This window comes from Proteus sp. ZN5, from assembly GCF_011046025.1.
Lineage (GTDB): Bacteria > Pseudomonadota > Gammaproteobacteria > Enterobacterales > Enterobacteriaceae > Proteus.
In genome coordinates this window covers 916,942-936,784 of the sequence record NZ_CP047639.1, presented here as the reverse complement: position 1 = coordinate 936,784, position 19,843 = coordinate 916,942, and the positions used below count along the sequence as shown (strand labels likewise).

Annotated in this window: 20 protein-coding genes; 3 read left to right on the top strand and 17 right to left on the bottom strand. The window is 39.4% G+C overall.

Features of this window, described 5'->3' with window-relative positions; genetic code table 11:
* The first annotated feature begins 4 nt into the window (after positions 1-4).
* From GTK47_RS04280 to GTK47_RS04270, 3 genes are all read left to right on the top strand, one after another.
* A complete protein-coding gene (locus tag GTK47_RS04280) occupies positions 5-3,082 on the top strand; it encodes a MexW/MexI family multidrug efflux RND transporter permease subunit (RefSeq protein WP_165122255.1) in 3,078 nt (1,025 codons plus the stop codon).
* Between the two features lie 181 nt (positions 3,083-3,263).
* On the top strand, positions 3,264-3,638 hold the full coding sequence (locus tag GTK47_RS04275) for a type II toxin-antitoxin system RelE/ParE family toxin (RefSeq protein WP_165122254.1): 375 nt from the start codon (positions 3,264-3,266) through the stop codon (positions 3,636-3,638).
* Positions 3,610-3,909: a helix-turn-helix domain-containing protein gene (locus tag GTK47_RS04270; protein WP_165122253.1), complete on the top strand. Its 300-nt coding sequence runs from the start codon at positions 3,610-3,612 to the stop codon at positions 3,907-3,909. Before GTK47_RS04275 ends, GTK47_RS04270 begins: the two co-directional genes overlap by 29 nt.
* Before the next feature lie 232 nt (positions 3,910-4,141).
* Here GTK47_RS04270 and GTK47_RS04265 read toward each other — a convergent pair whose 3' ends face one another.
* The 17 genes from GTK47_RS04265 to GTK47_RS04185 all read right to left on the bottom strand — a co-directional run bounded on the left by GTK47_RS04265 (position 4,142) and on the right by GTK47_RS04185 (position 19,781).
* Positions 4,142-4,468 (bottom strand): multidrug efflux SMR transporter, encoded by a 327-nt coding sequence (locus tag GTK47_RS04265; RefSeq protein WP_004245856.1) that lies wholly within the window; start codon positions 4,466-4,468, stop codon positions 4,142-4,144.
* Between the two features lie 80 nt (positions 4,469-4,548).
* A complete protein-coding gene (locus GTK47_RS04260; protein WP_088494450.1) occupies positions 4,549-4,965 on the bottom strand; it encodes a multidrug efflux SMR transporter in 417 nt (138 codons plus the stop codon).
* A gap of 35 nt (positions 4,966-5,000) precedes the next feature.
* On the bottom strand, positions 5,001-5,705 hold the full coding sequence (locus GTK47_RS04255; RefSeq protein WP_165122252.1) for a hypothetical protein: 705 nt from the start codon (positions 5,703-5,705) through the stop codon (positions 5,001-5,003).
* A gap of 17 nt (positions 5,706-5,722) precedes the next feature.
* The gene (locus GTK47_RS04250; protein ID WP_109394843.1) at positions 5,723-6,367 is read right to left on the bottom strand and encodes a phosphate propanoyltransferase; all 645 of its coding nucleotides are present in this window, start codon (positions 6,365-6,367) and stop codon (positions 5,723-5,725) included.
* Positions 6,367-6,894: a BMC domain-containing protein gene (locus tag GTK47_RS04245; RefSeq protein WP_165122251.1), complete on the bottom strand. Its 528-nt coding sequence runs from the start codon at positions 6,892-6,894 to the stop codon at positions 6,367-6,369. Before GTK47_RS04245 ends, GTK47_RS04250 begins: the two co-directional genes overlap by 1 nt.
* Before the next feature lie 13 nt (positions 6,895-6,907).
* A complete protein-coding gene (gene cutD / locus GTK47_RS04240; RefSeq protein WP_165122250.1) occupies positions 6,908-7,858 on the bottom strand; it encodes a choline TMA-lyase-activating enzyme in 951 nt (316 codons plus the stop codon).
* 100 nt (positions 7,859-7,958) lie between these two features.
* The gene (gene cutC, locus GTK47_RS04235; RefSeq protein ID WP_165122249.1) at positions 7,959-11,387 is read right to left on the bottom strand and encodes a choline trimethylamine-lyase; all 3,429 of its coding nucleotides are present in this window, start codon (positions 11,385-11,387) and stop codon (positions 7,959-7,961) included.
* Positions 11,388-11,443: 56 nt separating this feature from the next.
* Positions 11,444-12,592: a 1-propanol dehydrogenase PduQ gene (locus GTK47_RS04230; protein WP_109394836.1), complete on the bottom strand. Its 1,149-nt coding sequence runs from the start codon at positions 12,590-12,592 to the stop codon at positions 11,444-11,446.
* 7 nt (positions 12,593-12,599) lie between these two features.
* A complete protein-coding gene (locus tag GTK47_RS04225; protein WP_036934514.1) occupies positions 12,600-12,863 on the bottom strand; it encodes a EutN/CcmL family microcompartment protein in 264 nt (87 codons plus the stop codon).
* 26 nt (positions 12,864-12,889) lie between these two features.
* Complete coding sequence (locus GTK47_RS04220; RefSeq protein ID WP_165122248.1) at positions 12,890-14,560, bottom strand: acetaldehyde dehydrogenase (acetylating); 1,671 nt, start codon at positions 14,558-14,560, stop codon at positions 12,890-12,892.
* Positions 14,561-14,633: 73 nt separating this feature from the next.
* Positions 14,634-14,912 (bottom strand): BMC domain-containing protein, encoded by a 279-nt coding sequence (locus GTK47_RS04215; protein WP_006536328.1) that lies wholly within the window; start codon positions 14,910-14,912, stop codon positions 14,634-14,636.
* A gap of 14 nt (positions 14,913-14,926) precedes the next feature.
* Positions 14,927-15,211 carry a BMC domain-containing protein gene (locus GTK47_RS04210; protein WP_006536329.1) on the bottom strand — a complete coding sequence of 95 codons (285 nt, stop codon included), beginning with the start codon at positions 15,209-15,211 and terminating at the stop codon, positions 14,927-14,929.
* Between the two features lie 20 nt (positions 15,212-15,231).
* Positions 15,232-15,510, bottom strand: coding sequence for a BMC domain-containing protein (locus GTK47_RS04205; RefSeq protein ID WP_004249182.1), 279 nt, complete (start codon positions 15,508-15,510; stop codon positions 15,232-15,234).
* Between the two features lie 679 nt (positions 15,511-16,189).
* The gene (locus tag GTK47_RS04200) at positions 16,190-16,708 is read right to left on the bottom strand and encodes a FidL-like protein (protein WP_006536331.1); all 519 of its coding nucleotides are present in this window, start codon (positions 16,706-16,708) and stop codon (positions 16,190-16,192) included.
* Positions 16,708-17,562: a winged helix family transcriptional regulator gene (locus GTK47_RS04195; protein WP_165122247.1), complete on the bottom strand. Its 855-nt coding sequence runs from the start codon at positions 17,560-17,562 to the stop codon at positions 16,708-16,710. Before GTK47_RS04195 ends, GTK47_RS04200 begins: the two co-directional genes overlap by 1 nt.
* Positions 17,563-17,588: 26 nt before the next feature.
* The gene (locus tag GTK47_RS04190; protein ID WP_072069149.1) at positions 17,589-18,176 is read right to left on the bottom strand and encodes a TetR/AcrR family transcriptional regulator; all 588 of its coding nucleotides are present in this window, start codon (positions 18,174-18,176) and stop codon (positions 17,589-17,591) included.
* A 330-nt stretch (positions 18,177-18,506) separates the two neighbouring features.
* A complete protein-coding gene (locus GTK47_RS04185) occupies positions 18,507-19,781 on the bottom strand; it encodes a bifunctional O-acetylhomoserine aminocarboxypropyltransferase/cysteine synthase (RefSeq protein WP_165122246.1) in 1,275 nt (424 codons plus the stop codon).
* Positions 19,782-19,843 lie beyond the last annotated feature (62 nt).

The following is a 19,843-nucleotide window of genomic DNA, read 5'->3' as shown; positions in this document are numbered from 1 at the left end:
AATAATGAAGTTTACCGATATTTTTGTTCGGCGCCCTGTTTTGGCATTAGTTGTTAGCACACTGATTTTTTTACTGGGCGCATTTGCGTTCAGTAAACTGCCAATTCGCCAGTACCCTATGTTGCAAAACTCCACTATTACGATTGCAACAGACTATCCCGGAGCATCATCTGAACTGATGCAAGGATTTGTAACACAACCGATCACTCAAGCCGTTTCCTCTGTTGAGGGCGTTGATTATATTTCCTCTTCTTCTGTTCAAGGGAAAAGCTTAGTCACCGTCAGAATGGAATTAAACCGCGATCCAACTCAAGCCTTAACGCAGGTAATGGCGAAGGTGAATCAAGTACGTTATAAGTTACCTGAACAAGCTTATGATCCCGTTATCGAGCTTTCATCTGGCGAATCTACTGCGGTGGCTTATGTCGGATTTTCAAGTGAACAGCTTTCTATCCCTGAACTCACTGACTACCTTTCTCGTGTTGTGGAACCGATTTTCTCATCCATCAATGGTGTTGCTAAAGTACAGGTTTTTGGTGGGCAACAATTAGCGATGCGTTTATGGTTAGATGCAGACAAACTGGCTGGCCGTAACTTAACGGCAAGCGATGTTGCAAATGCAGTACGCCGTAATAACTACCAAGCCGCCCCTGGGAAAGTCGAAGGCGAGTTTGTGATTGCCAACGTTTATGTCAATACTGATCTCACTAATGTCGAAGAATTTAAAGACATGGTTATCATTAATGATGGCAATAATCTTGTTCGTTTACGTGATGTCGGTACTGTCGAATTAGGAGCTGCGGCTACTGAAACCAGCGGTATTATGAATGGCAAAAAAGCCGTATTCTTAGGTCTGTTTCCGACACCAACGGGGAATCCATTAGTCATTGTTGATGGCATTCGTGAACATCTTGTTGATATTCAAAAAACCTTACCCCCTAGTGTCGATGTAGAGCTGGCATTTGAAACTTCACGTTTTATCAAAGCCTCTATTAACCAAGTCGTACAAACCTTAATTGAAGCTATTTTAATTGTTATTGCGGTTATTTATCTCTGTTTGGGATCATTCCGCTCTGTTCTTATTCCTGTGCTTGCCATTCCATTATCGATGTTAGGTGCTGCTGGTTTAATGCTTGCTTTTGGTTTTAGTATTAACTTGCTCACTTTGCTGGCAATGGTTTTAGCCATTGGATTAGTTGTAGATGATGCGATAGTTGTTGTTGAAAATGTGCATCGCCATATTGAAGAGGGGTTATCGCCAGTTCAAGCTGCTTTAGTGGGGGCGAGAGAAGTGGCTGGCCCTGTTATTGCAATGACAATCACTTTAGCTGCTGTTTATGCCCCTATTGGTTTAATGGCTGGATTAACAGGTGCATTATTTAAAGAATTCGCCATAACATTGGCTGGTAGTGTGATTGTATCCGGTATTGTGGCATTAACCTTATCACCAGTGATGAGCTCGTTAATGCTAAAACCAAAAGAAAATGAAGGCAGAATGGCTAAAATCGCCGAATATGTCTTTGATAAACTGGCTCATTATTATGGTTATGTACTTAATTTTTCTTTAGCTAATCGCTGGTTAACCGTTGTTTTTGCCTTAGCCGTGTTTGTTAGCTTACCGTTTTTATATAGCCAGACAAAACAAGAGCTAGCACCTTCAGAAGATCAGGCGAGTGTCTTAACTGCCGTAAAAGCACTGCAACATGCAAATCTTGCTTATGCTGAACGCTTTAATCAGAAGCTTGATGAAATTTATATGAGTCTGCCAGAAACAGACAGCACGTGGATAATTAACGGTACAGACGGACCTTCAGCCAGCTTTGGTGGTATTAACTTTGATGGTTGGGATCTCCGCGATCGCAATGCGGATCAAATTCAAGCTGACTTACAAAACCGCGTCAATAATGTTGAAGGTACTAGTATTTTTGCTTTCCAATTAGCCTCTTTACCTGGCTCGGTAGGTGGATTACCGGTGCAAATGGTTTTACGTAGCCCGTTAGGTTATCCCGTTTTATTTGAAACAATGGAAAACATTAAACAGCAAGCGAGAGAAAGTGGTTTGTTTGTCGTGGTGGATAGCGATTTAGATTACAACAATCCTGTCGTTCAAGTTGCCATAGACAGAGCTAAGGCCAATAGTTTAGGTATTCGCATGCAGGATATTGGTGAATCACTTTCATTATTAGTCGGTGAACACTATATCAATCGTTTTGGTATGGATGGTCGCTCTTATGATGTTATTCCACAGAGTGTACGTCACCAACGTTTAACGCCTGCAGCTCTTGCTGGGCACTATATTCGCACTCAAGATAACGTGTTGATCCCATTATCTACAGTTGTGAATATCACGACTCAAGTTGAACCTAATAAACTGACACAGTTTAATCAACAAAATGCTGCCATATTTCAAGCGATCCCCGCGCCTGGTGTCACTATGGGACAAGCAGTCGCGTTTCTTGAAACTGTAGCAGATTCATTACCAGCCGGTTTTAGTCATGATTGGCAATCTGATTCTCGCCAATTCACTCAAGAAGGAAATACGCTAGTCTTTGCTTTTATTGCAGCACTTATCATTATTTATTTAGTGTTAGCTGCACAGTATGAAAGCTTGGTTGATCCTTTGATTATCTTAATTACTGTACCACTATCAATTTGCGGTGCATTAGTCCCTCTCGCTTTAGGGATGGTGACACTAAATATTTACACTCAAATTGGTTTAGTCACACTAATCGGACTTATTAGTAAGCACGGTATTTTAATGGTGGAATTCGCTAATGAATTACAAGTTCATAAAAATCTAAACCGTCGGGATGCCATTATTGAAGCTGCAAAAATTCGATTACGCCCTGTTTTAATGACAACAGCAGCAATGGTTATCGGCCTTATTCCTCTGTTATTTGCCAGTGGTGCAGGTGCGAATAGTCGCTATGGATTAGGATTGATTATTGTGTCTGGTATGTTAGTCGGCACGCTATTTACCTTGTTTGTGTTACCAACAATGTACAGTTTCTTGGCTAGAAACCATCAAATCAGCGCTCAAACTGAGCGTCAAAAACAGTTACAGCAAGTTAGTGAGCAGTAAAACTAAAAAATAAAAAGCAGTAATGTCGTAAACCAATCCCCATTGTGAATGCAATGGGGATTTTATTTATTAATAGGAATACTTTGAAAAATAAACACTACCTTGCTACTCTGACGAGTATTGAAATATAAGCTGTAGCTTATTACCCTAAAAATAAGCTATAACTTATATGAGGTGAACTGTGTGGAATGTATTATTTACAAATAATTTCGATTCTTGGTTATCAGAACAAAGTAGCGAGCTACAAGAACGAATTTTAGCAGCCTTACAGAATCTAGAGGTTTATGGACCTAGGTTACCAAGACCCCATGCTGATAACATTAAAGGTTCAAAATATCCCAATATGAAAGAGCTCCGGATACAACACATAGGGAAGCCTATCCGAATATTTTTTGCGTTTGACTCAACTAGAAAAGCCGTTGTACTGTGCGCAGGAAATAAAAATAACAATAAGAAATTTTACCAAACGATGATCCATATAGCGGATCGAGAATTTACCTCATATCTTTTATCAATAAGAGAAGACAATGAAAACACTTCAACAAGCTATCGCTGAACGTTCTCCTGAAAGCCAAGAGCGTATAAAAAAAATGGCTGATGAATTGATACTAGAAACAGAACTACAAATCTTACGAGAAGAGTTAAATATTTCACAAAGAGAACTTGCTACTCACCTAGGGATTTCTCAACCTGCGATTACCCAAATCGAGCAAAGAGGTAACGATCTAAAACTGGCAACATTAAAACGCTATGTTGAAGCTTTAGGCGGTAAACTTAGCTTAACGATTGAATTACCTACTGGTGAAGGTCGTGTATTTCATCTTTAAATTTAGATAAATAATAAACAGTAATGTCGTAAACCAATCCCCATTGTGAATGCAATGGGGATTTTATCTTTAAAGTTATCAAGATAAACTCAGAATCGTTTTGAAATAAAATCGTTAACTGAAATCATTTTATAAAAATATCATATTGTGATTTTTATATTTCAAAAAATAAAAACACTGAGTCTATTTCATCTAACACTCAGTGTTTCTATTAAAAATAATTAATATGCAACTACATAGTAGAGAATGTATTCATAATTATCCCACCAGAGATAATCAATGCCATAGAGAATATGGCTGGTAAATCTGGTTTTTGCTTATATAAAATCATCGCAACCAAGGTCACACCGACAATACCAAATCCACACCACAGTGAATACGCCACACCCACAGGAATATATCCCATTGCGCGTGTTAAGGCGAAATAACAAATACAGTAAGCAGCAATAACTAAAACAGAAGGGGCTAATTTACTAAAGCCATTGGTCTTTTTAATCATTGATGTACCAGTGATTTCAGAACCAATAGACAGCGCCAGCCATAAAAATCCGGTAAACATAATTGTTATCCTTATTTGTTTTAATAAAATAACTATTATTAAAAATAGATTTATTAAAAAATATTTATCAAGAAATAGACTTACTTATTAACTGGCGATGCAGTTTGTTTAATATTAGAGGTTTCAGTTGTTTCTTCTTCCTCTTCTTCAGAACCCATTTTTGAGAAGAGATTCATAATCACAATACCACTAGCAATAACAGCCATACCAATCATTGCAGCAGTATCAGGGTGTTGGCCATAAAACAACATACCTAAAGAAGAAACCACTAAAATACCTGTACCTGACCACGTTGCATAAGCCAGACCAACAGGAATATTTTTAACTGCTCGTGATAATGAGTAATAACAAATAACGTATAAAACAACAATTAATCCTAACAATAGTGTTTTGGTTGTTCCTTCGCTATTATCAAACATTTTTAAAGTAGAGGTTGCTGAGGTTTCTGAAATAATAACCGCCAGCATCCAAAGCCATGATTTAGCTTTTGGTGACATAATAAGACTCCTGAGTTATCAGATATAATTTAAGATTAATTTTTTAAACTTTTTAAATATTCAATAGCAGAATCCGTCAATTTATCTTGCGATAAATGATATTCTCCAGGCTTATTCATTACTTCTTTCAAAGTAATATAGCGATTATTATTCTCTTGTTTAATTTCAGGTTTATATTCAGGTTTAGCTTGATGCTTAACATCATGGTTTATTAAATTAGCTTCAACATCATTTATAGAGTGAAACATAATACCCATTGATTTTAATCGACTAATATTTTCCTGAATAAGCAGGTTGTACTCTTTATTTTTATTTAAACCTAAAATCTCATTTAATTCACTTTCTGGTTGGCAAAAATAAGGTAATGCAATAACAGGAATATTTTGAGCAAGTGCAGAATGAATTAGCTTTCCTTCTTCACTTATAAATAATCCATTAATAATTTCACCCACCAGCTTTTTATCAAAATAAGGAACAAACAGTGCGTGGTAAGTCGATAACTGCTGACAATCGAACTCGCTCGCATTATATATTTCCCCTAGATGACGCCATTTCGACAAATCATGACTGACTTGTGCCGATGTTGTAACAAAAAGAGAAAATCGAATATGAGAAAAAGTGTTGATACGCTGACAGATTTCATCTTGGTATCCCGGTGCAGGTGTAAGTGCCAACAACACTGACTTTTTCATTCTTTTTTCTATTTCAGCCACTATCCTTTCAATTAACTGATTGTCCATTACGTCACCTCATTGTCTTAGCTGACAATAAATACGCTATCGTTGTTACGAAGCCCTGCAGCATTAGCTTCATCAGTATCTATATGAAATTCCAGAGCGAATTTTTCACTAACACGAACAACAACTTCATCAAAAATCAGGCTACGCTCACCCTCTGTTTTAACGTGTACTTTTTGCCCATTGGTGACATTTAACATTCTGGCGTCAATTTCACTCATATGAATATGGCGTTGAGCACAGATCACTTGCTCTTGTAATTCAACATGACCCGCAGGCCCCATTAATACAGCTTGACCTGAACCGACTAAATCACCTGATTCACGTACTGGTGCTTTTACACCTAATACAAAACAGTCTGCTTTTGAGATTTCTAACTGACTTTGCGGACGAACCGGCCCTAAAACTCGAACTTTACTGATCGAGCCTTTGGGTCCCACAACCATCACACACTCTTTTGCTGCAAACTGACCCGGTTGTTTAAGATCTTTAAACGGGGTGAGTTGATAACCTTTGCCAAATAACGCTTCAACATCTTGCTGTGAAAGATGCACATGACGATTAGAAATACCAACAGGGATAGCCATTCCTTGCGTTTCTCCCAACATCACTCCATGAACGGGCAAGCGAGAGAGAATTTTTCCCATGAGTTGTTGATTAATCATTATTTTTTACCTTTACGGCTTTCTGGTTTGATCTCTTTTTTACTGCTTTGTGCTTTATCTGTTACTGCTTTAGTTTCAGAAGCAATATTTTGAGTCTTCAAATCTGCAACTTCTTTTGTGACTTCAATGTGCTCAATTTTGTTTTTAACAGGAGCTTCAGCTCTTGTCTCAACGACTGTTTCAACGGTGGTTTCAACAACTTTTTCAATAGCCGCCTCTTGCACTTTTTCAGCGACAATAGGGGCTTTTTTCTTACCTTTAACTGTAAGCAGTTTAGTAATAACGCTTGGCTCTGGTCTTGCGATCACCAATGAACCAATCACCAGCTCTTTTTGACTCACCACATCAACGCCATGATCAATTGCTGTTCTTACTGCACTGATCTCTCCCTGAAAACAGATTGATACCAAACCAGATCCCACTTTTCGGTATCCGATAATTTCTACATTTGCCGCTTTACAAGCTGCATCAGCGGCTTGAATAGCTGCGGTTAATCCTCGCGTTTCAATTACACCTAAACTGTTCATCTTTCTCTCCTACTTAGTGACGGACAAGACGGATATCGAAATCAAATTTCTTAAAGAAGGCTTCTAAGCTGTCTAACTCTTCTGGCGTATAACTTGGGTCGGTTTTTATCGGGTAGATCATTTCCAATTTTTCGTATTTGTTACGCCCAAATTGGTGATAAGGAAGAATATCGATACGCTGAATATTGCCGCGTTTTGAGAGTTCCATTGCGTAGTTAATCGCCCCAGTGATCGCGTCATAAGAGTCGTTATAGCCTCGTACTAAAGGCATACGGATCACCACATTTGCACCGAGATCCATCAAACGTTCTAGGTTACGACGAACATTCTCATTACCAATACCAAACAGTGCTTTATGCTGAGTGGTATCAATGTGTTTGATATCAATCAGAAATTGATCAACCACTTCCGCTAATTTTTCATAATTCGTCACATTAGTGGTCGCTTGTGTTTCCACTGCAGTATTGATCATCATTTTTTTACATTCTCGTAAAAGCGCGACCGCAAAATCAGTTTGTAAACTCATTTCACCGCCACCGATTGTGACACCACCTCCTGAAGAGATGTAAAAGTCATAATCTTGCATGATGATTTTCATTAGCTCTGAGACTGAAACATCTTTTCCCATAATATCAAGGGCATCAGAGATACAGACTTCTTCACATTTACGACAACCAATACAATCAACAGCGCGATCAACACGATGAACTTGTTTGCCACTTTCATTGGTTGTCATGTAATGCACACCAGCAGGACAAACATCAACGCATTTACCGCAATCTACGCATTTGTCGTGAGAGTACATCACCTGAAATTCACTGCTGAGACCTTCTGGATTTGAACACCAAGGGCAGCGGATATTACAGCCTTTTAAAAAAACGAGAGTACGAATACCATCACCGTCATAAATAGAGTATTTCTGGATATTAAATATCCGCCCTCTTATTTCTGCCGCCGTCTCCATCTTTACGCCTCCAAATCTGCATCAAACATCCCTGTTCGATAAATTTAAATCTTGTCTTGTCGATTAAAAGGGATAGCCTGAGCCATCCCTATGGCTATGATTAGAATTTCTCAATCACAGTACGACTGATAATTTCATCCTGAACTTCTTTACATAATTCAACGAAGTAAGCACTGTAACCTGCAACGCGAACAATCAAATCGCGGTATTTTTCAGGCTCAAGTTGTGCTTTTTTCAGCACTTCATTATCAACATAGCTAAATTGCATCTGGCCGTTACCCAGAATTGAAGCCGTTCTTAATAAAGTAATTAAACCTTGGCGTCCTTCATTGGTATCTAACAACCCTTTCAGGAATTTGAAGTTATGAACCATACCGATGTTCATAGTTTCAACATTCATCTTACTGATTGATTTGATAATCGCAGTTGGGCCATGTTTATCAGCGCCTTGTGTTGGGCTGATACCATCTGATAATGGTTTCCATGCTAAGCGACCATTTGGTGTGGCTGCAGTTAACTCACCAATTGGCGTATTGTTAGAGATAGACAGCGTACCGTGACTGAATGTGGAGTAGAGCATCTTGTATTTACGACATTCACGCTCAGTCCATTCCGTAATATCCAGTGCATATTGGTCAACAACATCATCATCGTTACCAAATTTCGGTGCGTTCAAGCAGTCACGTAATAACTCTTCTTGGCCTTCAAAATTCGCCAATAGGCCGTCGCGAATTTGTTCTAAGGTGTATTTTTTATCTTCATAAACAAGTTTGCGAATAGCAGCCATTGAGTCCACATAAGTCGCTAAACCGGAGAAGATCAGACCTGGGCCATGGTTCACCATTGCACCACCCGCGGTTACGTCTTTACCTTGTTCCATACAGCCTTCAACCAGCAGAGACATTAATGGTTTTGGTGCTACATCACGGTGAACTCGTTGACTGATCACAGTACCAATTGCGGATAAACGAACGATATGTGCCACTTGTTCTTTTACGGCGCGATCGAAATCTTCATAAGTACGTAGATCTCGTAAATCACCAGTGTCTAAACCTTGATAGCTATCAAACAGCACCATACGGCCACGGTTTAATACAAATTCAATTGCGATAGGCCATTGGGTATAACCTGTTGATGTCCATTGATAAATACGACCTGATTTTTGTGGCTCAACACAACCCATCAAGCAGTAGTCTCGTGCATCTTCAAAGTCGAAGCCTTTACGTAGCATCATCTTGATATGAGAATCATCGAAGTGACAGGCAGGGAAACCCATACCCGCTTTTACTACATCAACGATTTTTTCCATATATTGCTGTGGTGATTGGTTATGAATACGACATGCTAATGATGGTTGATACACTTTCACAAAGCGCACTGCATCCATAATCAAGTAAGTTAAATCGTTACATGCATCGCCACCAGAGCGTTTTTGCCCACCGATAGTTAAGTTGATAAATGGTTGATAACCTGCGAAATATTTCGCACCTAACTCACTCGACATCCACATTAATTCAGCACATTTGATGATAAAGGCTTGCATCATTTCCAATGCTTGTTCACGCGTTAAACTGCCTGATTTGATATCGTTTTCATACATTGGGAAGCAGTATTGGTCTAAACGACCTAAAGAAAGACCTGTTTGGTTTTCTTCTACTTCAAACAGTGACTCAACCGTCCAGATACTTTGCAGTGCTTCTTGCAGTGTTTTTGGTGGATTAGCAGGTACGTTTTCGTTAACTTGAGCAATCGTCAGTAACTCTTCACGACGTTGTGGATTACTCTCTTTTGATGCTAATTCACGTGCATGTTCCGCAATGCGATGGGCGTAAGCAATCACACCTTCACAGCTTTCAATAGACGCTTTGTAGAAGTAGATACGATCGATATCAGCAGGATTTTCCATGCTTAATTCAGCCAGTTTTGCTTGCGCATCGGCTTTAATACCGTTCATACCTTTGGTGAAAAGTAGTACGTCATAACCTGGGCAAGTATCACCACCACCATTGATTTGGTGATAAGAAAGGTCACTGACAAAAGTTTCACCACTAAATTCCCACACACCCGCTTCACGGTATTGTGCTTCACAAATTTCATCTAAAGAACGACCTTCCCAGAATGGAACAATCTCTTCGCGAATGACTTTTTTGTCTTCCTCTGAAATTTGGAATGGATCTTGTGGACGTGTGCTCATGGTATCAAGTTCATCACGAACCCAACGCCATGCGATATCAGGAGAGAAAGCACCTGCACGCGGTTTTCCACAAGGGTGTCCAACAATCAGTTCTTCATCTTGAATTAAGATAGGTGCAGTTTCACATGCACGACGGAATGCTTTAGCGCGCAGTAAAATCGGTGGTAAACCTGGGTTATTACGGACAATTTCAGTAAATGCTAATGCTCGGTAGATAGAGACACTTGGACGAGCCTCTAAATAGCGATTACGTAAGCGTTGTAAGCGAGGCGTTAAACCTTCCATCACTTTGAATTCACCCGCATCAGCACTTGGTGCAACAACGTTTGCAGAAGGCGCAGCGTATTGAGGCTGTGAATTCATACGACCATTGTATAAACGCACTTGCAGTGAACTGTGTAAAGTTGACAAGTTAGTGCGAGCTGATAGCAACATTTCTGATAATTCGTTAATGCTGACACGTGGATCGTTGATATCAACACCTTGCGTCATGGCATCAAACATTGGATAACCATCAACTTCTTTGGTTGCACGCACTTCTGAAAGCTCAGCTAATTTCAGCCACACACTTTCAACAATTTCATACGCTTGTGCTTGTGTTAAACGACCTTGGTCGAGATCACGTTGATAGAATGGATAAAGTGCTTTATCAAATCCCATTGGATTAATGGCATAGCTACCATTTTCCAGATGTAAGACTAATTGCAATAAATAGAATACTTGAACCGCTTCTTTAAAGGTTTCTGCTGGTTTTGCAGGTACTTTACGTAATACCGCTGCACTATCTAATAATTCTGCTTTACGGTATGGGTTACCTTCCATTGCAGCTAAATTCTCTGCTTTTGCAGACAGAATTTGTGCAAAATACAGTGCTGCATCACATGCATAAATAGCTGATTTACAGTAATTAGCCTCATCCATACTGCTACGATTTACGGCACTACCAATGCTTCTAATTCTGTCTTCAAGCTGCGCTTTAATGGCTAAGAAACCTTGGTTTACCACCAGCATATAATCAGGTGATGCAACGCTATTATTAATACTTAAGAAACGGTAGATAGAGTCGCTACGCACTTCTTCTTCGGTATGGAAAATCGCACCGCGTGGTGTTGATGACTGGCTGCCGATAATCAGTTCATCTTGTGCAATATAGCTTGGAAAATGGCGGATAAACTCATAAAAACGTTGAGCAGGTTTAATGGCTTGTGGAACACCTGCAATGCTGTTGTCTAATGAATCAAAAATTGTCGCACGCTCTGTACTGATTGAGCTATTACGTGAAACTAAACGTTCTGCCAGCATTTTTACGCGTGGCGTCAAAGAATATTTGGCCATGTGAGGCTCTCCTGATGTTCTTTACTTGACCTAATCGGTATTAATTCGGTTGAGCATTAACTGTGTGATACACCGGCAAATGCCTGACGATACAATGTTTCTAATTGGTGTGTGTTCACGTCACGTGGATTTGTCGGCGTACAACTATCTCGTAAAGCCTGTCCGACCATTTCCGTTAAACGGGCATAAAAGTCCGCTTCACTGACACCGGTATCGCGAATACTCTTCGGCATACCCATTTCATCTTTCAATACATTAATGGCGACGATTAAACTGGTTACCCCTTCTCTTACTGTGTTAGCTGGAAGTCCTAAGCTTTGAGCAAGATAGGCGTAACGTTTTGCTGCTTCACTATTACAATCACCATGAAGATTGGCGTTAAAGGCGACAACATGTGTCATCAATAACGCATTTGCACGACCGTGAGGTACGTGGAATACACCACCTAATGCATGGGCAAGACTGTGAGTAATACCCAACGAAGCGTTAGTAAATGCCATGCCTGCAATACAAGATGCGTTATGCATTTTTTCGCGAGCAGATAAGTTGTCACCTTGATGGTGGCAATCAATAAGATGACCAAATACTAACTTGACGGCTTTTTCTGCCATCGCATCAGAAAAATCAGATGCCGCTTTAGAAACATAAGCTTCTAGTGCATGACAAAGGACATCCATACCTGTATCTGCCGTAATTGCAGGGGGTACAGATTTCACCAACTCAGGATCGAGAATGGCGACATCAGGCAACATAAACTCATCAACCAAGACCAATTTTTCACTGCGTGATTTGATCACTGAAAAAGAGGTCACTTCAGAGCCTGTACCGCTAGTGGTTGGGATAGCAATAAATTGTGGTTTTGTTCTGTTGCTCTCTTTACGGGCATGCCAGAGGGAGTACATAACGGCTTTCGCGGCATCAATCACTGATCCACCACCGAGTGCGATAACCAAATCTGGATAATGCGCATCCATCATCTTCATACCACTTACGATGGCTGAAATATCCGGATCTGAAGCAACATCATCGTAAACTTGGAACTCGATACCCCGTTGCATTAACTTGTCAGTGACTTTATTTGCAAAGCCAAACTTCACCATTGCTTTATCTGTCACCACAAATGCGCGGCGGGCAGTTAACCCAGAAAGAAAATCCAGTGCATTGGTGCCAAACTGAATTTTGGGTTTTATCAGAAACTCACTCATGTCGTTATTACTCCTTACTGTCCCGATAAACCTTCTCAACAATGGCAACCACTGACATCGCTTTGTAACGTTCTTTGTTCAGTGCGAAGTATTCTTCAGCCAACACAACATCGTTGATACCTGCACCTACACTATCCACTGCAACATACGTTTTGTTCTTCAGTGGCTTAAGCTCATCATCTAAGGTCGCTATCATTAATAAATTGCTACCTTTAAGTTCTGGGCTTTTTTGTGTCGCTACTACGTGTCCGATTACCTTTGCGAGGATCATGGTTTATATCGCCTTATATCAATGAGTTATTTACTCAGACGTCCGAGAACTTCCTTGATAATGCGTTCCACGTTTTCTTCGGTAATATCACCTTGTTCAATCACTTGTTGCGCACAAGCACTAACCGTTGTTGCTGCATAAGGAGATGCACCAAAACGATCATCACCTTGAGTTTGACGTTGTGCAGTTGCACATTCAGCATGAACAGGAGTTAAAGAAGGTGAACGAAAACGATCATCATCAAGAATGCTGGTCTGGTAATTTGCGCTAGAAACAGCACAAGCAGAAACAGCAGGTTGAGCAGCTTCTTGTGCTAAAGGACAAGGTTGTTTCAACTCTTCAACGGTACGCACGCCATAACCTACTTTACGAATATTCAGTAGATTCATTGGGCCAACGTTGTCAGAGCTAGAACCACCACCAACAGCACCGCAACCTAAAGTAAGTGCAGGAGTAATATTGGTTGTTGCACCGATACCGCCTAATGCCGCAGGGGTATTAATCAGAATACGGTTAACAGGTTTTTCTAAAGAGAATTGACGAATAACATCTTCATTTTTGGTGTGAATAACTAAGGTATGACCTAAACCTTCGTTAGTCAGTAATTGCACCACGCGATCGCACGCTGATTTCCAATCTTCTTCGATATACATCCCTAAGATTGGGCATAGTTTTTCACGTGAATACGGATTTTTTGGTGAAACAGTATCTTGTAATGCGATTAATACACGCGTATTTGCGGGTACGCTAAAACCTGCACGCTGACTTAAATAAATCGCATCTTTACCCACAACCGCAGGGTTAATTGTGCCGTTAGCACGCAGTAACATTGAAGCCACTTTGGTTGCTTCTTCGTCATTCATAAAGTAAGCACCTTGCGCTAATAGCTCGCGGTGAACTTCGTTATAAATGCAACGTTCAACGATGATGGATTGCTCTGATGCACAGATAACCCCATTGTCGAATGTTTTACTGGTGATGATATCGCTAACTGCTTTTTTGATATCAGCACTACGTTCGATAAAGGCAGGGCCATTACCTGGGCCACCACTGATTGTCGGTGTGCCTGATGCATAAGCTGCACGCACCATACCTTCGCCACCCGTCGCTAAAATTAATGACACATCTTTGCTGTGCATTAATTCTTTTGTCGCTTCCAGTGTTAGTAATGTCACACCATCAACGATCCCTGCTGGCGCACCGGCTTCTAGTGCAGCTTTTTTAACAATTTCTAACGCACGGAAACTACACTGTTTTGCATTTGGATGCGGAGAGAAAATAATCGCATTGCCCGCTTTCAGTGCAATTAGGGTTTTATAGATAATGGTTGATGTTGGGTTAGTTGAAGGAACTAACGCCGTGATAACACCTAAAGGCACGCCAACATCCATGACTTTTTTCACTTTATCGTCATTGATAATGCCAACGGTCTTCATGTCTTTCATATGTTCATACACACGCAATGACGCGAAGGTATTTTTCAGAACTTTGTCTTCCCTCTTACCAAAGCCTGTTTCTTCGTTCGCCATTTTTGCCAGCTCTTCTGCATGACGAGCAGCTTCAAATGCAATGTGTTTTACAATACTGTCGATTTTTTCCTGCGAAAACTTAGCATAAACAAGTTGTGCATTTTTCGCGTTACGAACTAGCTCACGAGCCAGTTGTCTGGATTGCAAATCTTTATCTAATGCAACCATGTCTTCCCCCATACAGGAGTTAAAAAATTTAGCTGAATAACTTATTTCTTTGCTTTACAGCACGCCTGAAAAATCAGGCTTTGTGCTGTTGTGCGATTTTCTCGATATCGTTATGCGGTCTTGCAATAACACGAGAAGTCACCACAGTGCCGATACGTTTTGCCGCTTCAACACCTGATTCAACCGCTGCATTTACTGCACCGACATCGCCTTTCACCATTGCTGTCACTAAACCTGAACCGACGTTTTCATAACCAATCAGTTCAACATTGGCTGCTTTGCACATTGCATCAGCAGCTTCAATGCAAGCGACAAGACCTTTGGTTTCAACTAGACCTAGTGCTTCTTTCATATTTATTTCCTTCGTTATTCAGTCACTTTGTACTGGGCAACGATTTTTTGAATATCGTTATGTGGACGAGCGATAACTAATGAAGTCACAACAGTACCAACACGTTGAGCAGCTTCTAAGCCAGATTCCACAGCGGCTTTAACGGCACCTACATCACCTTTCACCATTGCAGTAACTAAACCTGAACCCACATTTTCGTAGCCGATTAACTCAACATTTGCCGCTTTACACATCGCGTCAGCTGCTTCAATACAAGCAACCAGCCCTTGAGTTTCAATAAGTCCTAATGCATCACCCATACGTTCTCCTAAGGCAGAAACTATGCCTTGTGTTTGATAACAATCTTGTTGATGTCATTGTGAGGACGAGCAATCACGAGCGATGTAACAACTTCACCTACGCGCTGTGCTGACTCCACACCTGAATCTACTGCAGCTTTCACTGCGCCTACGTCGCCTTTCACCATCGCAGTCACGAGACCTGAACCTACATTTTCATAGCCAATAAGTTCAACGTTCGCGGCTTTACACATAGCGTCAGCGGCTTCAATACATGCCACCAGACCTTTGGTTTCGATCAGACCTAATGCATCACCCATTTTCATTTCCTCCGAGAAGCCGTTTAACGGTTTACGTTTGCCCATTGTGTCTGCGTGGTGATTTTTTAAACGCAGACGTTGGTTTCAAAATCACTATAACGCGTAAAAACAAAAACAAAATATAAATCCATGATATGGAAACATATAGAATTTAACTCTGAAATTTAGTGTTTTTTATGTCTCAATTTACATGTCTGTGCTGTTAATTTATTTTCTTCATCGTTATAAATTTATTATCTTTCACAAAAAATAGATTAGAAAACAGGCAAATTAACTTTGTTAGGAGGATGTTGAAAAGGTGCAAAAATGCAGTACATATTGGAGGAAAAGATGTGCGAGATATCACTGATATTTCAATGCGAGATCAATAATTGAAAAAGGCTAAATCGAGTCTATATACAAATCGTGCTATTTTTTTGTTGATAACGTATTTATTAAATCTAAACCTTCACTGCGGTGTATAAAAAATAAAGGTGAGCACCTCTTACGCTATAAAAAGTCATGCAGACAATCCATTCAAATTACGCAATAAGCAAAGCGCTAAATCTAAGAGCTAAACCTAAGGCTATGTGAGAATAGAAAGTTAATTAAAAGGATGGGATGTATTGCGTGTGAGATAAACAAAAAGGCGGCTATATAGAAGCCACCTTGCAAAAATAGAATCAGATAATCAGGACGATTAATCGAATTTACTGCCCGGTTTTAAGGTACAAATATAGAGCGGTGAATTGAGCGAACTTAATAGTAACGTTTTTTCATTTAGCTTCTGTGCATTAATAAATAACCCATCATGGCTATCTGACATTTCACGCATAAAATAGTCAAAAATAACGTCTGGAGATTCATCGATTGATGATGCACTAGCATCCCATTGGCTAACAAAATAGTGGCGTTCTGTCGGTGAAACACGTTTGGTCGTATAATCAAATTTCACATAGCGTTGTAAATACAACCATCCTGCTTTTGAGGTGGTATAGCCTTCAACAACAATTGATCCTTTACCATTGGCACCAAATGAAAAATGAATATTGCCATTTACATTTTCATCTTCCATATTTTCAAAACGCATAATGCCTTTGGTTGAACAAACCATGACACCTTCATTTTTAATGGTTAATAATCTTGTTGCAGCATAAGTAGCGACCAAGATAAAAATCAGGGCCGATAAAAAACATAAAAGTTTCCCTGAGATTTTCATTAGTATTTCCAAGAATAGTAAAAGTAATTGTCGCAATAACTAAATGGATTATCTTCGTTCTTGGCACAGTGCGCTAAAAACACTCGCCCCAATCCATTTGTTTGTAATTTATCACCATAGAAGAAAACGAATCGCTCACCTTTCACACACTGTAAATTAAGCTTCTTTCTTACTGCGTCAAAATTGCGAACATAATTATCACTTACCGCAGAATTAATCATGGCTTCATTAGAAAGTAATTCACAATCATTATGTGTTAATGGAGTCAGTGAAATTGGCTTTGATTGATGTTGATTAAAAAAGATGATCACAGCAAGAAATACTGCACCTAATAGAAACCCAATGCTGGCTAAATACCAACAAATTTCTGGTTTCTGTTTTTGTTGCGGTACTTCTTCTTGTGTAGGCTCTAAAGGTGTTTGCGTTAAAGATAAAGGTGTCGTTGTTTCAACGGCTACTTTGTTTTCATCTTTAACTAAAATAGGTATTTCTTTACTTATTTGAGTTGAAGGTAATAGCGTTGAATCATCAATGAGTTCAACTGAAATATCCGGATTAAATTCTAATCGCCCTTTCGCAATAGTGACAATGATATTTTCAATACCGTAATGGCGAAATGTTTTTCGTAATAAACTCAAATATTGGTTTAAATTACTGTTTGATGAAACCAGCCCATTATCATCCCAAACACGTTTTAATACTTCATCACGATTAACAACACCTGGATGCTGAATAAAATAAAAGAGTAACGCATTTGCGGTAATAGAAAGATGTGTATCAACACTCTCTTTTTCTAACGATATCGCGCCATCCGTTGCGTCGTAATAAATTAAGGCATTTATTTTGTATTTCATTGTGCCCTCATTCATCCTGATTAAAATTACTGATTTGCTGTGTTCGCCATATAGTCAAATGTCATCTCAGATAATCTTTCAACTAATGCGCTACGTTCTTCTTGTGAAATCGTAGGGCCTTCTGTTAATTCAGATAACCAAAGACCATCTGCGGCATAACGAATTAATGTACCTAAATAACTATTATCTAATTTATCGCCTTTGGCTAAATGATCTAACATCCAATCTCGCCAGCATTTACGCATAATAGGCTCGTTTGGCATTGCTAAAGATAGTATGGCTAATTGGCGACTTTCGTCTGACTGTTTTAAATCAGAAATATAAGTTAAATATGCGCGAGAAAAACGTCCCGCTTCAATAGGATCATTTTCCATAATAACTGCAATACGACTATCCATAATACCTAATAGCCGTTTAAATACTGCCTGCACTAATTCTAGTTTTCCGGGGAAATGATGAAGTAGACCACCTTTACTTACACCCGCTTCTTTTGCTACGGCATTTAAAGAAAGAGAGGCTATTCCTTCATTAGCCACAATAATACTTGCCGCTTCCAATAATTGCTCTTGAACTCGGATAGGGTCTTTTTTTCGGTGATGTGCAGTTGTATTCATGCACAGGATGATACCGACCAGTCGGTATGTTCCTTATTGATCGAAATCAATCTGATTTCGACTGATGCTTATTATATGTAAATAATGGAGTTGACTTCACATTCCTTTATTTATTAATCAAATTTAATTTAAAAAATTAAATTATTTTACAAGATTGATCTAAATAATAGATTTAAAAACCAAAGGTAGATTGAGCTTGATTTTTATCAAATTTAGATTTAAAGATCTATTATTTTATTTGAAATAATAAATTAGATAAAAATAGAATTAAAAAATTGAATATAAAAAAACCTCCTTTAAATAAAGAAGGTTTTAAATTGATAATTTTATTTAAATACTGGCTTTTAATGCCTGCTCTAAATCTGCAAGAATATCGTCAATATGTTCAATACCAATAGATAAACGAATTAAATCTCGTGAAACACCAGCACGTTCTAATTCTTCATCATTTAATTGGCGATGAGTCGTTGATGCTGGGTGACACGCTAATGATTTAGCATCACCAATATTCACCAGACGAACAATTAATTGCAATGCATCAATAAATCTAGCACCTGCTTCAGCGCCACCTTTGATCCCAAAAGAGAGAATACCCGCTGGTTTACCTGACATATAACGTACTGCTAAATCATGCTCAGGATGATTGCTTAAGCCCGCATATTTAACCCATGCAACTTGAGAGTGATTTTGCAAATATTCTGCCACTTTTTGGGCATTCTCAGTATGACGATCCATACGTAGTGCCAGCGTTTCTAGCCCTTGTAGGATCAAGAATGCATTAAAAGGTGATAGAGCTGCACCCGTTCCACGCAAAGGCGCAACGCGGCATCTTGCTATATAAGCTGCGGCACCAAAATGCTCGACATAATTTACTCCATGATAAGAAACATCAGGTGTATTCAATATCTCAAAACGATCTTTATGCTCAGCCCAAGGGAATTTACCGGAATCAACAACAATGCCTCCGATAGAATTACCGTGACCGCCAATATATTTAGTTAAAGAATGAATAATAATATCCGCACCATGTTCAAAAGGGCGACATAAATAAGGTGTTGCAACTGTATTATCAACAATTAAAGGTACACCATGACGATGAGCTACATCGGCCAATGCTTGGATATCAACAATATTTCCACTTGGATTTGTGATGGTTTCACAAAATACCGCTTTTGTTTTATCGTCAATTAACGCTTCAAGAGCAGCAATATCATCATGAGGAGCAAAGCGTGCCTCAATACCAATACGAGGAAATGTATGCGCCATTAAGTTATAAGTACCGCCATAAAGCTTAGCGACAGAAACAATATTATCCCCCACTTGTGCAATAGTTTGAATTGCATAAGTGATAGCAGCCATACCCGATGCTACGGCAACTGCCGCAATTCCGCCCTCTAATGCTGCAACACGTTTTTCTAATACGTCATTGGTTGGATTCATTATGCGGGTATAAATATTACCAGGCACTTTTAAGTCAAAGAGATCCGCACCATGCTGCGTATCATCAAATGCATAAGATGTTGTTTGATAAATAGGTACAGCAACGGCTTTTGTCGTTGGATCAGGTGAATAACCCGCGTGAACAGAGAGTGTCTCAAGTTTCATAGCAATTCCTTTTTTGTTGCATTTGTTCTTATAGTATTACTTATACTCTAAATAATTCGAGA

Excerpts from the sequence above, each read along its gene's own strand:
- GTK47_RS04280 (WP_165122255.1), top strand. The coding sequence starts at position 5 with ATGAAGTTTACCGATATTTTTGTTCGGCGCCCTGTTTTGGCATTAGTT.
- GTK47_RS04270 (WP_165122253.1), top strand. The coding sequence starts at position 3,610 with ATGAAAACACTTCAACAAGCTATCGCTGAACGTTCTCCTGAAAGCCAA.
- GTK47_RS04265 (WP_004245856.1), bottom strand. The coding sequence starts at position 4,468 with ATGTTTACCGGATTTTTATGGCTGGCGCTGTCTATTGGTTCTGAAATC.
- GTK47_RS04260 (WP_088494450.1), bottom strand. The coding sequence starts at position 4,965 with ATGTCACCAAAAGCTAAATCATGGCTTTGGATGCTGGCGGTTATTATT.
- GTK47_RS04255 (WP_165122252.1), bottom strand. The coding sequence starts at position 5,705 with ATGGACAATCAGTTAATTGAAAGGATAGTGGCTGAAATAGAAAAAAGA.
- GTK47_RS04250 (WP_109394843.1), bottom strand. The coding sequence starts at position 6,367 with ATGATTAATCAACAACTCATGGGAAAAATTCTCTCTCGCTTGCCCGTT.
- GTK47_RS04245 (WP_165122251.1), bottom strand. The coding sequence starts at position 6,894 with ATGAACAGTTTAGGTGTAATTGAAACGCGAGGATTAACCGCAGCTATT.
- cutD (WP_165122250.1), bottom strand. The coding sequence starts at position 7,858 with ATGGAGACGGCGGCAGAAATAAGAGGGCGGATATTTAATATCCAGAAA.
- cutC (WP_165122249.1), bottom strand. The coding sequence starts at position 11,387 with ATGGCCAAATATTCTTTGACGCCACGCGTAAAAATGCTGGCAGAACGT.
- GTK47_RS04230 (WP_109394836.1), bottom strand. The coding sequence starts at position 12,592 with ATGAGTGAGTTTCTGATAAAACCCAAAATTCAGTTTGGCACCAATGCA.
- GTK47_RS04225 (WP_036934514.1), bottom strand. The coding sequence starts at position 12,863 with ATGATCCTCGCAAAGGTAATCGGACACGTAGTAGCGACACAAAAAAGC.
- GTK47_RS04220 (WP_165122248.1), bottom strand. The coding sequence starts at position 14,560 with ATGGTTGCATTAGATAAAGATTTGCAATCCAGACAACTGGCTCGTGAG.
- GTK47_RS04215 (WP_006536328.1), bottom strand. The coding sequence starts at position 14,912 with ATGAAAGAAGCACTAGGTCTAGTTGAAACCAAAGGTCTTGTCGCTTGC.
- GTK47_RS04210 (WP_006536329.1), bottom strand. The coding sequence starts at position 15,211 with ATGGGTGATGCATTAGGACTTATTGAAACTCAAGGGCTGGTTGCTTGT.
- GTK47_RS04205 (WP_004249182.1), bottom strand. The coding sequence starts at position 15,510 with ATGGGTGATGCATTAGGTCTGATCGAAACCAAAGGTCTGGTGGCATGT.
- GTK47_RS04200 (WP_006536331.1), bottom strand. The coding sequence starts at position 16,708 with ATGAAAATCTCAGGGAAACTTTTATGTTTTTTATCGGCCCTGATTTTT.
- GTK47_RS04195 (WP_165122247.1), bottom strand. The coding sequence starts at position 17,562 with ATGAAATACAAAATAAATGCCTTAATTTATTACGACGCAACGGATGGC.
- GTK47_RS04190 (WP_072069149.1), bottom strand. The coding sequence starts at position 18,176 with ATGAATACAACTGCACATCACCGAAAAAAAGACCCTATCCGAGTTCAA.
- GTK47_RS04185 (WP_165122246.1), bottom strand. The coding sequence starts at position 19,781 with ATGAAACTTGAGACACTCTCTGTTCACGCGGGTTATTCACCTGATCCA.